Annotated in this window: 12 protein-coding genes and 1 riboswitch; of the genes, 1 reads left to right on the top strand and 11 read right to left on the bottom strand. The window is 37.9% G+C overall.

What is annotated here, in order from left to right; all coding sequences use genetic code 11:
• On the bottom strand, positions 1-1,761 hold the full coding sequence (gene sdhA / locus ABC371_RS12770) for a succinate dehydrogenase flavoprotein subunit (protein WP_412897137.1): 1,761 nt from the start codon (positions 1,759-1,761) through the stop codon (positions 1-3).
• Positions 1,762-1,832: 71 nt separating this feature from the next.
• Positions 1,833-2,441, bottom strand: a complete 609-nt coding sequence (locus ABC371_RS12765; RefSeq protein ID WP_412897136.1) for a succinate dehydrogenase cytochrome b558 subunit — start codon at positions 2,439-2,441, stop codon at positions 1,833-1,835.
• Positions 2,442-2,837: 396 nt separating this feature from the next.
• On the opposite strand from ABC371_RS12765, the gene ABC371_RS12760 reads away from it, so the two are divergent.
• Positions 2,838-3,293: a YslB family protein gene (locus ABC371_RS12760; RefSeq protein WP_412897135.1), complete on the top strand. Its 456-nt coding sequence runs from the start codon at positions 2,838-2,840 to the stop codon at positions 3,291-3,293.
• A 90-nt stretch (positions 3,294-3,383) separates the two neighbouring features.
• Here ABC371_RS12760 and ABC371_RS12755 read toward each other — a convergent pair whose 3' ends face one another.
• The 9 genes from ABC371_RS12755 to ABC371_RS12715 form a co-directional block, all read right to left on the bottom strand.
• Positions 3,384-4,628: an aspartate kinase gene (locus ABC371_RS12755; protein WP_412897134.1), complete on the bottom strand. Its 1,245-nt coding sequence runs from the start codon at positions 4,626-4,628 to the stop codon at positions 3,384-3,386.
• 272 nt (positions 4,629-4,900) lie between these two features.
• Positions 4,901-5,079: riboswitch (Lysine riboswitch) on the bottom strand.
• A 67-nt stretch (positions 5,080-5,146) separates the two neighbouring features.
• Positions 5,147-6,919 carry an excinuclease ABC subunit UvrC gene (uvrC, locus tag ABC371_RS12750; protein ID WP_412897133.1) on the bottom strand — a complete coding sequence of 591 codons (1,773 nt, stop codon included), beginning with the start codon at positions 6,917-6,919 and terminating at the stop codon, positions 5,147-5,149.
• A 170-nt stretch (positions 6,920-7,089) separates the two neighbouring features.
• Positions 7,090-7,404: a thioredoxin gene (gene trxA / locus ABC371_RS12745; protein WP_412897132.1), complete on the bottom strand. Its 315-nt coding sequence runs from the start codon at positions 7,402-7,404 to the stop codon at positions 7,090-7,092.
• A 384-nt stretch (positions 7,405-7,788) separates the two neighbouring features.
• Positions 7,789-8,766, bottom strand: coding sequence for an electron transfer flavoprotein subunit alpha/FixB family protein (locus ABC371_RS12740; protein WP_412897131.1), 978 nt, complete (start codon positions 8,764-8,766; stop codon positions 7,789-7,791).
• Positions 8,767-8,836: 70 nt separating this feature from the next.
• Complete coding sequence (locus ABC371_RS12735; protein ID WP_412897130.1) at positions 8,837-9,613, bottom strand: electron transfer flavoprotein subunit beta/FixA family protein; 777 nt, start codon at positions 9,611-9,613, stop codon at positions 8,837-8,839.
• A gap of 70 nt (positions 9,614-9,683) precedes the next feature.
• The gene (locus ABC371_RS12730; protein ID WP_412897129.1) at positions 9,684-10,457 is read right to left on the bottom strand and encodes an enoyl-CoA hydratase; all 774 of its coding nucleotides are present in this window, start codon (positions 10,455-10,457) and stop codon (positions 9,684-9,686) included.
• 267 nt (positions 10,458-10,724) lie between these two features.
• Positions 10,725-11,318 carry a fatty acid metabolism transcriptional regulator FadR gene (gene fadR, locus ABC371_RS12725; protein WP_459562741.1) on the bottom strand — a complete coding sequence of 198 codons (594 nt, stop codon included), beginning with the start codon at positions 11,316-11,318 and terminating at the stop codon, positions 10,725-10,727.
• Positions 11,319-11,530: 212 nt separating this feature from the next.
• Positions 11,531-13,219, bottom strand: a complete 1,689-nt coding sequence (locus ABC371_RS12720) for an AMP-binding protein (protein WP_412897127.1) — start codon at positions 13,217-13,219, stop codon at positions 11,531-11,533.
• Between the two features lie 278 nt (positions 13,220-13,497).
• Positions 13,498-13,917, bottom strand: a complete 420-nt coding sequence (locus ABC371_RS12715) for a DUF350 domain-containing protein (protein ID WP_412897126.1) — start codon at positions 13,915-13,917, stop codon at positions 13,498-13,500.
• Positions 13,918-13,952 lie beyond the last annotated feature (35 nt).

Raw genomic sequence — 13,952 nt, 5'->3', positions numbered from 1 at the left:
TTACTTTTCCTCCTTATTCTTTGTATAGTCACGTTTACGTGGTGCGATTAATGAAGTGTCTACTTCTTCATAATGGAATGCAGGTGCAGAATCCTTCCCAGTAAATTTAGCCATTGTGGTTTTTAAGAAATCCTCGTCATTACGATCAGGGAAATCTGGTTTATAGTGTGCTCCACGGCTTTCATTACGGTTATAGGCACCAATTGTAATTACACGTGCTAACTGAAGCATATTTTGTAACTGACGAGTAAATGAAGCACCTTGGTTGCTCCATTTAGAAGTGTCGTTGATATTAATGTTCTTATAGCGCTCCATAAGCTCTTGAATTTTTTCGTCTGTCTTTAAGAGCTTGTCATTGTAACGAACAACTGTTACGTTATCTGTCATCCATTCACCAAGTTCTTTGTGAAGGATGTATGCATTTTCAGTACCATCCATCGCCATGATGTTATCCCATTTTTCTTGCTCTTGTTTTACATGGCTATCGTAAACAGTTGATGAAATGGAATCTGAACCTTTCTTAAGTCCTTTGATGTAATGTGCTGCGTTTGGACCCGCAACCATACCACCGTAGATAGCTGATAATAGTGAATTAGCACCTAAGCGGTTTGCACCGTGTTGTGAAAAATCACATTCTCCTGCAGCAAATAATCCAGGGATGTTTGTTTGTTGATGATCGTCAACCCATAATCCACCCATTGAGTAGTGAACAGCTGGGAAGATTTTCATTGGAACTTTACGTGGATCATCACCCATGAATTTTTCATAGATTTCGATAATCCCACCTAATTTAATATCTAGTTCTTTCGGATCCTTATGAGAAAGGTCTAGGTAAACCATGTTTTCACCGTTAATACCTAGCTTCATATCAACACATACATGGAAGATTTCACGTGTTGCAATATCACGTGGGACTAAGTTTCCATATGCAGGATATTTTTCCTCTAAGAAGTACCAAGGCTTTCCATCCTTGTAAGTCCATATTCGTCCACCTTCACCACGAGCAGATTCACTCATTAGGCGAAGTTTGTCGTCTCCAGGAATTGCTGTTGGGTGAATTTGAATGAACTCACCGTTTGCATAATATGCACCTTGTTGGTACACGATAGATGCGGCAGAACCAGTGTTAATAACTGAGTTAGTTGTCTTACCAAAGATGATCCCAGGCCCACCTGAAGCCATGATAACAGCATCTGCAGGGAAAGATTGAATCTCCATAGAGTGAAGGTTCTGTGCGACGATACCACGACAAATTCCTTCATCATCTTGGATGATTCCTAGGAATTCCCAGCCTTCGTACTTGGTTACAAGCCCTGCTACTTCATGACGGCGAACTTGCTCATCTAATGCATAAAGCAATTGTTGACCAGTAGTTGCACCAGCGAATGCAGTACGATGGTGTTGAGTACCACCAAATCGACGGAAATCAAGTAAACCTTCTGGTGTACGGTTAAACATAACTCCCATACGGTCCATTAAGTGAATGATTCCTGGAGCTGCCTCGCACATCGCCTTAACTGGCTTTTGGTTAGCGAGGAAATCTCCACCATATACTGTATCATCGAAGTGGATCCAAGGAGAATCCCCTTCACCTTTTGTATTAACCGCACCGTTAATCCCACCTTGTGCACAAACCGAGTGAGAACGTTTTACCGGTACGAGTGAAAATAAATCAACTTGTGTTCCTTCTTCAGCGGCCTTGATGGTAGCCATTAACCCAGCTAATCCACCACCAACTACGATAATCTTTCCTTGACTCAAAGTAACTCACTCCCAATAAAGAGATCGTTCAACTTGTATATGTAACCGTGAACGTTCAAATATTTAAATTCTTAAACGAAAGCTAAGATTGTTGATACACCTACGTAAGATAATGCAATAAAAATAATGACAGTAATATATGTTGCAATTTGTTGAGAGCGAGGAGTTATTGTAAGCCCCCAACTTACAGCAAATGACCATAAGCCATTTGAGAAATGGAAAATTGTTGAGATTACACCAACAAGATAGAAAATAAGCATTGCTGGTGAATTTAGGATCTCTTCCATCATTTGAAAGTTTACTTCTGCTCCAAAAGCTGCTTGAATACGTGTTTCCCATACATGCCATGCTACAAAAATTAGAGTAATGATTCCGGTTATACGTTGCAGGAAGAACATCCAGTTACGGAAGAAACCGTATCTACTCACATTGTTCTTTGCGGTAAAGGCAATATAGAGACCGTAAATCGCATGGAATATTAACGGTAGATAAATAATAACTACCTCTAGAAAGATCCTAAATGGAAGATTTCCCATAAAACCAGCAGCACTGTTAAATGCTTCTTCTCCTCTTGTCGCAAAGTTATTCGCTGTTAAGTGTACCAATAAAAATACCCCTACAGGAATCACACCTAATAACGAATGAATCCTGCGATTAAAAAACTCACGATTACCTGCCATACTTTAATTTACCCCCCCTTAATAATAAACCGTACCTTTTTGGTACCTCATTTTCATTCCTCATCCTGCAAAATTATATAAAAGGACGAATTAAAAACTGACAATTGAAAACCTTTGCAGGAAACTACAAATTGCTTTTTTCATAGATAAAAAGACAAATGTAGCCGCAATTTTCTTTTATCAGTATAATGTAACAAATTCATTTTACTCCCATAAAGTAAGAGCGTCAAGGAAACACGTCCACAATTTATTCATGAATCTGATAATAATTAGACACTATTGTTAGACTTTACCTGTCGTACAAATCCATTTTATATGACAAAAAGAAACAAAAAAATTCATGTGTTTCTTATCCCCGATAGTTTATAATAATGAATGGAGAAAGAGGGGAATGCAGTGAAGAACATGAACATCAATGAACAAAATATAAACCTAAGCGAACAGACTGTTTCTGTTTTTGGATATGAACTCATACGTGAAATTTTAATTCCTGATTTACTTGGAAAAGAAACTCCACAGATTTTATACTGGGCTGGAAAAAACCTTGCCCGAAAATTCCCCTTACCAACGATTGAAGAAATTATTGCGTTTTTTCATGATGCTGGATGGGGAGACCTTAAAGTAGAGCGTTCGGATAAGAACTCCATCGAATTTCATTTGGATGGTGCCATAGTTTCTTCTCGTTTTAAACGAAAGGATATTTGCACCTTCCAACTTGAATCCGGTTTTCTTGCTCAACAAATTCAACAACAGAAAAACCGAATTACTGAAAGCTTTGAACAACAAAAAAGGCGAGCTCAAAGTATCATCTTTACGGTTAAATGGGATCAGAAAGATATTACCGAAGACTAAATTCCTGCACAATTTGTGCAGTTTTTTTATATTCAAAAGGGCGCCCAAAGGCAAATACTCTCCTCTGAACGACCCTGATTAATTTTTCGTTTATAGTTTAACTTTTGCTTTTTCTTCTTCCACTGCAGCTAAATTAAACGAATCATGTAAAGTTTCAACTGCACGAACCATACTTGCTTGTTCGACAACTGTAGAGACTTTAATTTCAGATGTACTTACCATTTTAACCTCAATGTTTTCTTGTGCAAGTACCTGGAACATATCAGCCGCAACCCCTGGATTTGAAACCATTCCAGAGCCTACAATCGATACCTTCGCTAACCCATCTTCATGTTGGATGCTTTCATATTTTAATAAATCTCTATTATTTTCCAAAACAGCTAATGTATCGCGTAAATCTTGAGTTTTTACTGAAAAAGAAATATTTGTATGATTTTCATCTGTCTGGTTTTGAATGATGATATCTACGTTTAGACCATTCTTTGCGAGTGTACCAAAGATGGTTGAAAGTGTGTGTAGTTCATTGGGTAATCCAGAAACGGTTACCCTTGTAATTTGGTCTTCAAAAGCAATTCCCCTAACAACTAGATTCTTTTCCATTGAAACTTCCTCCTCAATAACGGTTCCATTTTCTAGCTCTATACTTGAACGAACTTCAAGCGGCATTTCAAAGTTTTTTGCAAATTCGACTGCACGTGGGTGAAGTACACCTGCACCTAGGTTCGCAAGCTCCAGCATTTCATCATAAGAAATGGAATGAAGTTTACGAGCAGATGGTACTACACGAGGATCTGTTGTATATACACCCGTTACATCTGTGTAAATATCACATTTGTCAGCATTCAATGCTGCTGCAAGTGCAACTGCGGTTGTATCAGAACCACCTCGTCCAAGAGTCGTTATATCTCCAGAGCTACTGATCCCTTGGAATCCTGCAACGACAACAATTTTACCTTCTTTTAAGCTTTCGTTTACTCTTGAAACTTCAATATTTTCAATACGGGCATTGCTATGTATAGCTTCGGTTTCAATGCCAGCCTGCCAGCCTGTATAAGATACAGATTCATGCCCCTGTTCCTGTAAGGCCATTGATAATAGAGCAATTGTTATTTGTTCACCTGTACTTAACAACATATCCATCTCGCGTTTACTAGGCGAGCTTGTAATTTCATTTGCTAGGCTCACAAGCTGGTCTGTTGTTTTACCCATTGCAGATACAACAACCACAACTTGGTTTCCTGCTTCCACCTCTTGAATAACGCGATTAGCAACATTTTTAATTCTATCCGGTGACCCTACTGAGGTGCCTCCAAACTTTTGAACGATGATCCCCATGCTTATACCCTCTCCTTCAATTAATCAAATGCGCCTTGGCGTATTTGCGCCCAGATTTTAGGCCCACACGAGGTGGGTCACAAAGACGTTGCCACAGGATGTGGCGTTCCTAGTCTTTGATCCTATGCTCGATAACTTCCTCTAAAAAATCTGTGGCATCCGCCGGAGGCACTTATTTTATTCAACTGAGGTTAAACCTTAGTTGAATAAAATAAAAAAACAGCAATGAGATTATCTCATTGCTGTGATATACGTAAAAACAACGTGTCACACCGTGAGATAGCTCTCCAAGATTAATTCATCTTGACAATCTTACGTCTCTTAAACATAAGACCAGCCAAAAAGGGTATGAGTCCTTTTTCACTTCGGCAAACTTTCCTTTCAGCAATCATCATAGGGGCTCATCCCCCTCCTATTGCATACTGATAAAGCTTGCACCTCTATCATCACTTCAACGTAATGAAGTGTAATATTATATTAGTTAGGATTATATCAGAGTATTTTTAAAATAGCAACGACTATTCTTTTAATTTTTCATAGATGGCTTCAGCAGTAGGACGAGGAATATTCGCTTGCTGAATTTCCTCAATACTTGCTTCTTTCAACCTCTTGATTGAGCCAAAATGCTTTAGTATTGCTTTCTTTCGTTTTTCACCGACCCCAGGAATATCATCAAGCACTGATTGAAAAGCACTTTTCCCACGAACTTGACGATGAAAGGTAATCACAAATCGGTGTACTTCATCTTGAATCCGTTGGAGTAGATAAAACTCCTGGCTGTTCCTTGGTAATTCTACAATTTCAGGTGGTTCCCCAATTAACAACTCTGAGGTCCTATGCTTATCATCCTTCGCAAGTCCTGCTAACGGGATTTCTAATCCTAACTCATTTTCTAGAATATCCCTTACTGCAGCGAGATGACCTTTTCCTCCATCAATGAGGATTAAGTCAGGCAATGGAAGGTTTTCTTTGAGTGCGCGACTATATCTTCTTCGTACAACTTCCCGCATTGATTCATAATCATCAGGACCTTGAACCGTTTTAATTTTATATTTTCTATATTCCTTTTTATCTGGTTTTCCATCCGTAAAAACAATCATTGCTGAAACAGGGTCTGTTCCTTGGATATTTGAGTTATCAAATGCCTCGATTCGATGTGGTGTGTATATTCCCAATCGTTGGCCTAAGTTTTCTACTGCCTTGATTGTTCTCTCTTCATCACGTTCAATGAGAGCAAATTTTTCCGTTAACGCGATTTTAGCATTTTTTGTTGCTAAGTCTACTAGTTGTTTTTTCTTTCCTCGACTAGGCTGTTGAACATTTACTTCTAGTAATTGCTCCGCAATCTCATGGTCAATTGAACTAGGAAGTAAAACCTCTTTTGGTTTAAAATGATTTTCTTTCAAATAGAATTGGCCAAGGAAGGTTAAGAAGTCTTGTTCAGGCTCATTGTAAAATGGGAATAAAGAAACATCCCGTTCTATTAATTTACCTTGACGAATAAAAAAGACTTGAACACACATCCAGCCTTTATCAAAGGAATAACCGAAAACATCACGGTCGATAAAATCAGTCATAGTCATCTTCTGTTTTTCCATTGTTGTTTCAATATTTGTGATTTGATCGCGGTATTCTTTGGCTCTCTCAAAATCAAGTTCTTCCGAGGCCTTTATCATTTTTTCTGTTAATTCCGCTTTAATCTCTTTATATCCACCATTTAGAAAGCGAATAATATCGTCTACCATCTTTTTATTTGTTTCATCAGATACTTCGTTCACACAAGGAGCTAGACATTGACCGATATGATAATACAAGCAAACCTTATCTGGTAGAGTTGAACATTTTCGTAATGGATAAATCCGGTCTAAAAGTTTTTTTGTTTCAGTTGCTGCTTGAACATTCGGGTACGGTCCAAAATATTTACCCTTATCCTTCTTCACCTTTCGGGTTATCAACAAACGAGGATGTTTTTCAGCAGTAATTTTAATAAACGGATATGTCTTGTCATCCTTTAGCATGATATTATACTTTGGATCATATTTTTTAATTAAGTTTATTTCTAATAGGAGAGCTTCAATATTTGAAGATGTTACAATATATTCAAAGTCCTCAATCTCATTTACAAGTCTCAATGTTTTACCATCATGCGAACCTGTAAAATAAGACCGAACACGGTTCTTTAATACTTTGGCTTTTCCTACATAAATAATAGTTCCTTGCCTGTCTTTCATTAAATAACAACCAGGCTGGTCCGGTAATATCGCTAATTTTTCTTTAAGATGATCGTGCATTTTTCACCACTCCATCTGTTATAAATTCTAATGTATCTTAGTGCATCTGCACCTAGATAAGCCGTACCTCTAATTGTAACATTTTTACGGAGATGTTGTATGTGAAAAATAAGGAATTCCTTTGGCTAAAAAAGTGCAAACAAAAAACAGCCTAGCGGCTGTTTTTTGGATTAATAATGGTTAGCAAGTTTTCCAGCTAGAGCTTCTTTTGGTTGGTAACCAACTACTTTATCAACAACTTCACCGTTTTTGAAAACAAGTAAAGTTGGGATGCTCATTACACCAAACTTAGCTGCAGTTTCTTGGTTATCGTCTACATCAAGCTTTACGATTTTTACTTTGTCACCAATTTCAGAATCTAATTCTTCTAATACTGGAGCAATCATCTTACAAGGTCCACACCAAGGTGCCCAGAAATCTGCTAAAACTACACCTTCTTTTGTTTCTGTGTCAAAAGTTTGATCCGTTACGTTTGTAATTGCCATTTAAACCCCTCCTAAATATGTTACAACTTTGAAATTATAACAAGAGTATAACATCTGGAATATCATTTTACGAATGATTTGCTTCAAAATCTAAAGTTAGCTAAATAAGGATTAATAAGACTAGACACTATACTCATCTTCCCCAACTTTTTAAGCTGATATGTATGAAAATAAAATGACAGATAAAAAAAGACGCCCACAAAGGACGTCTTTTTGCGTATTGCGGCGAGAGACAACACTCCACATAGTGCTTGCCAATAGGCAGGTCAACTCGACTTATGCAATTTGAGCTCATCGCTTGATTAGTATACCATATTTTATTCAAGAGTAAATAGAAAAGTTATCCATACATAAAGCGAGCTAACTAGCTCGCTTCACTATATATTAAGCATTTACTTTTAATTTCTTGAATTCTTCTGTAAGCATTGGCACAACTTCAAAAAGGTCTCCAACGATACCGTAGTCCGCAACCTTGAAGATGTTTGCTTCTGGATCTTTGTTGATTGCTACGATTACTTTAGAGTTTGACATCCCCGCTAAATGTTGAATGGCTCCCGAGATACCGCAAGCGATATATAAGTCTGGCGTAACTACCTTACCAGTTTGGCCAATTTGAAGGGAGTAGTCACAGTAATCAGCATCACATGCACCGCGGGAAGCGCCTACCGCTCCACCAAGAACATTTGCTAACTCTTTTAATGGTTCGAATCCTTCTGCACTTTTCACTCCACGGCCACCTGCAATCACAACCTTCGCTTCAGATAAATCAACACCCTCCGTTGCCTTACGGACTACTTCCTTTACAATTGTACGTAAGTCCTTAATGTCAACAGATAAAGATGAAACTTCTCCAGTACGCGATTCATCTTTTTCAAGTGGGTTAATATTGTTTGGACGAACACTTGCGATTATCAATCCGTCTGTCACAATTTTCTTTTCAAATGCTTTACCTGAATAAATAGGTCGAGTAAAGACAATGTTTCCACCAGCACTTTCAATAGCCGTTACGTCAGAAATCAAACCAGAATTAAGTTTACTTGCAATTTTTGGTGATAAGTCTTTACCTAATGCAGTGTGTCCAAATACTAGTCCTTCTGGTGATTCGGCATCAATAACAGCTAGCAAAGCTTGAGAGTATCCATCAGGAGTATAGGATCCTAATTTTTCATCCTCTACTGTTACAACCCTGTCTGCACCATAAAGGATTAATTCATTTGCTAATGAACTTATCGAGTCTCCAACTAAAACTGCAACGACTTCGCCACCTTCAGCCACTGTTTTACCAGCTGCTATTGCTTCAAAAGATACGTTACGTAACGCACCATCTCGTGCTTCTCCTAGAACTAAAACTTTTCTTGACATTATGCGCAACCCCCTAGATTAGTTGAGTGATTTTTTGAAATCGAATACAAAAAACTTTTTTCTAATTCGGTTATACTACCTTTGCTTCATTATGAAGAAGTGATACTAGTTCTTTGACCTGGTCTTCTAATTCACCTTCAAGCACACGACCCGCTTCTTTTTTAGGTGGAAGGTAGATTTCAATTGTTTTTGTTTTTGCTTCTACATCATCTTCATCTAAATCCAAATCATCTAACTCAAGTTCATCAAGTGGCTTTTTCTTTGCTTTCATAATGCCAGGTAAGGATGGATATCGAGGCTCATTTAATCCTTGTTGACATGTGACTAATAATGGTAAAGAAGTTTCAATCACCTCAGAGTCCCCTTCTACGTCCCTCACAACTGTTACGTTCGAGCCATCAACCTCAAGCTTTGTAATGGTCGTTACATAAGGAATATCTAAAAGTTCTGCAACACGTGGTCCGACCTGACCTGAACCCCCATCAATTGCAACATTTCCACCTAAGATGATATCGGCATTCTTATCATTTAAGTATTCAGCTAATATTTTGGCGGTCGTAAACTGATCTCCATCTTCTAAGTCATCTTCTGTATTAATCATTACGGCTTTATCTGCACCCATGGCTAACGCTGTACGTAATTCTTTATCGGCTTCATCAGTCGTAGAAACTGTTACAACCGTTACTTCTCCACCATTTGCATCGCGAAGTCTAATCGCTTCTTCAACCGCATATTCATCATAAGGGTTAATAATAAATTCAGCACCATCTTCACTGATTTGGCCGTTGTTTACAACGATTTTTTCTTCTGTATCAAATGTTCTTTTCAAAATAACAAAGATGTTCATGTGTTTCCCTCCTAAGGTTTTGTGCTTTTTCGTCAAAATCTATGTGTAATTCTTAAACACTTGTTATCTATTATTTTCCTTTAAACGTTGGTTGTCGTTTTTCGATGAACGCAGATATTCCTTCTTGTCCATCTTCGGAGACGAACATTTCACCGAATAAAACAGCCTCTCGTTTAACAGTTGCATCATATTGTTCAGTTTTCATTGAGTTTAACAATTCAATAGTTGCTTTTAACGCTAAAGGGCTTTTTTGGGCAATCTTTTTTGCAATCTCCATCGTTTCCTCATGAAGTTTTTCTTCTGAGAAAGCCTGGTTTGCCAAACCATATTGGACTGCTTCGACGCCGCTAATCGGGTCACTTGTCCACAGCATTTGAGCAGCTTTAGCAATTCCGACGTAACGTGGTAAGCGTGCGGAACCCGCAAATCCTGGGACAAGTCCAAGCTGCAACTCAGGTAAACCAAGTTTTGCTTTTTCACTAACAAGACGGACGTGGCATGCCATTGCTAGCTCCAACCCACCGCCTAAGGCTGCTCCGTGGATACTTGCAATAATCGGTTTTGGGAATCGTTCTATTCTTTCAAATAGGGTTTGACCCTTTCTTGCAAGATTTGAAAATTCTTCACCAGAGTTGATTGTTGTAAATTCTTTTATATCAGCCCCAGCAGAGAAGAATCGCCCTTCCCCATGTATTACCAAAACTCGAACATCATCATTAGACTCTAGTGTCTCTAGCAAACTTGTAAGCTCTTTCAAAACAGTAGTTGATAATGCATTTGCTGGAGGACGATTTAAGGAAATTGTAGCGATGTACTCATCAATTTTCACTTTAAAAAACTCCACTAAGTATCCCTCCTATAATGTATATGTATGTAACACACCTCTAAAATAACTCTTATAGGAAGTTCAAAAAGTCGGTTGAAGATGACACATCGAATTTCTTCGTTGGCTTGCTTCTCCGTTCCTCACGTATTAACTGCATACGTTGCGGTACTCAAAGCTACACCGCCTCGAACTTTCGACGCACAGGATGTGCCAGTGTCGACAATGCCACAGGACGTGGCGCTCTTGTCGACGCGGTCCTTTTCAACCTCCTTTTGAACACTTACTTTACTGGTGTGTCTTTCCACAACCATTTACTAATAAGGCATGAACATCTTTTGCTAAAGTAGACAAATCATATTTTTGTTCGTTCATGACCCATGTGGTTGCTGTTTCATCAATCGAGCCAAAAATCATTTGTCGTGCTAACCGGACATCAAGATTTGGATTAAACTCACCGTTTTCTATTCCAAATTGGATAATGGTTTCGATTGTTTTTAAATATCCTTTTAGGACTTCATTAATTCGGTGTCGTAATTCCTTATTTGATTGTCTTAATTCCAGCTGTGTAACGATTGCAAGATGATGATCAGCAGATAAAAGTTCAAAATGTTTTTCAACCAATGTTAATAACTTCTCCGCCGCACTCGTTTTTCCTGCTATCTCAGCTTCAATTTTTTCAATAAACTCTCCCATTTTTTCATGGAATAACGACACGAGAATGTCCTCTTTATTTTTAAAATAGAGATAAATCGTCCCGTCCGCCACGCCTGCTTGTTTCGCGATTCTTGAGACCTGAGATTGATGATAACCATTTTCTGCAATGACAACTACTGCTGCATCTATGATTTGCTTGTATTTTGGTTTTGTTGTTTTTTTCAAGACCTTACTTCCTTTCAGAAAAATGAATGAATAGTCATTCATATTTCTATGATAAAACGTAAACCAACAACTGTCAAGAATAGTTTATTATATTTGACACGATTTTTATTGGTTCTTTTCATTCTAAAAGAAAGGAGAGCCATAGGCTCACATCATGGCTCGTTAGCTTATGTTCATACATAGTTGTCTTTAGAGCTGATTGATCCTAATTCTTAATTAACTTTTGTTCGTTTTTCCTTTTCTTCTTCCACTAATACTCTTCGCAATACTTTACCTACCATTGTTTTAGGTAAGTCTTTCCTGAATTCATACACTCTTGGAACTTTATAGGCAGCTAAATGCTTACGGCAATGTTTATCAAGCTCTTCTTCTGTGCATTGCTGACCTTCTTTTAAAACAACATATGCCTTTACTGTTTCACCTCGGTATGGATCAGGAATTCCAGCAACAACAGCCTCTTGGATCTTTTCATATTCAAAAAGAACTTCCTCTACTTCTCTTGGGTAAATATTAAATCCACCCGCAATAATCATATCCTTTTTGCGATCAACCACATAGAAAAATCCATCCTCATCCATATATCCCAAATCCCCTGTTAATAACCAACCATCACGAAATGTGGCTGCCGTCTCCTCTGGTTTATTCCAATATCCTTTCATAACCTGAGGACCTTTTACCGCAATTTCGCCGATTTCTCCAAATCCGACAGGCTCACCTGTTTCCATTGAAAGCACAACTGCATCTGTGTCTGGCCATGGTAATCCAATACTACCATTTACACGGTTGCCCCAAAGTAAATTCGCATGTGTTACAGGGGAGGCTTCCGATAATCCATAGCCTTCGACAAGCTTTCCACCAGTCACTTTTTCAAATTGTTCTTGAACTTCAAGTGGTAATGCTGCCGAACCACTAATACAGGAATCAATAGAAGATAAATCATACTTACTAAGGTCAGGGTGATTCAATAACCCAATGTACATTGTTGGTGCACCTGGAAATAAAGTTGGCCTCATCTTATGAATTGTTTTTAATGTGTCTCCTACATCAAATTTTGGCATAAGAATCATTTTTGAAGCCATCATAATCGAGAGATTTAACACTGTGGTCATACCGTACACATGGAAAAATGGAAGAATTGCTAATACAGATTCTTCACCTTTTTTACATTTATACATCCATTTTGAACACATGATTGTATTTGCAACTAAATTACGATGAGTTAACATTACTCCCTTTGGAAAACCAGTAGTTCCTCCTGTATACTGTAACAATGCTAGGTCTTCAACTGGATCAATTTCAATATCGATTTCTTTTGCCTTGGAATTCTTGATAATTTCCCTTAACAAGTGGTTTGTACCCTCATGTTCAACTTTAACTACAATACCATATTGCTTCTTTTGAATAAAAGGATAAACTAAATTTTTTGGGAAAGGTAGATAATCCTTAATCTCGGTCACAATGATGTGCTTAATTTGTGTTAGCGCTTTCACTTTTGAGACGCGTGGAAAAAGGATATCCAATGTAATGATTGCTTTTGAACCTGAATCCTTTAGATGATACTCAAGTTCTCTTTCCGTGTACAAAGGGTTCGTCTGGACAACAATAGCACCTGAAAATAATACACCGTAATAGGCAATTACACCTTGGGGACAGTTTGGCAACATGATGGCAATTCGGTCTCCTTTTTTAATCCCCTGCTCCACCAAATAGTTTGCTAGCTTCAAAGACTCTTCATACACCTGCGAAAAAGTTAATTCTTTTCCTTGAAAATGAACTGCCACTTTTTGAGGATATTCATTAGCTGTTCGTTTCAAATACGTTTGAATCGGAATGCTCTCATATTCAAGCGTATGTGGAATTTCCTCCGGATAATTTGCTAACCATGGCCTTTCTAACTCCATCTAAAAACCTCCCTTATTCACTTTTTATCGAGAATACGATGACGTATTCAATGACCAATTTGAATTTTCAAACCATTTATACTCATTATAGTATAATGAATATTCCGTGACAATTACATTCATGAATTGTTGGTGCTGTTTACTACGATTTTACGACAAAAATATAGGGCTGATGGTTATTCCAATCAGCCCCTAACGTTATAAAACCAAATATAAAATTCCAATCACCACAAAGATTCCACTAACTACTAACAAAATTTTAGCTAGCTTTTCCATATTTAAAAACCACCATTTCCGATCCCAGCGCCGATTACATATGAAAGTCCCACTGATATTATTAGGGATATGAGCCCTACTGCGCGATTATCTTGTTGTATTTCAACATCGATGTTGAACTTTGGAGTTAGAAATTCAAAAATAAAATAGCCAATTAATAGGAGGAAGAATCCAAATACGCCCCAACTTATCATGACGAATAGTGAGTCATGATTTTGGATAGAGTAGCGAAAGATATTTGCGATTCCGAAGATTTTCCCTCCGGTTGCCATTGCGACTGACAGGTTACCCTTTTGGATTTCTTCCCAATTTTTATACTTGGTGACTAATTCAAATATGGCCATAAACAGAACCATACACAGTATAACCACACTGTAGTTAGCAGCTGTTAACACATACTCATTATCCCAAAATTGCTCCATCTTCTTCTCTCCCTATTAGAGATTGCACTTCATTC

Origin of the sequence: Bacillus jepli (assembly GCF_047238305.1) — a bacterium.
Classification (GTDB): domain Bacteria; phylum Bacillota; class Bacilli; order Bacillales; family Bacillaceae_L; genus Ferdinandcohnia.
Note: the sequence above shows the minus strand (reverse complement) of the source record. Positions and strands in the feature narration are given on the sequence as shown.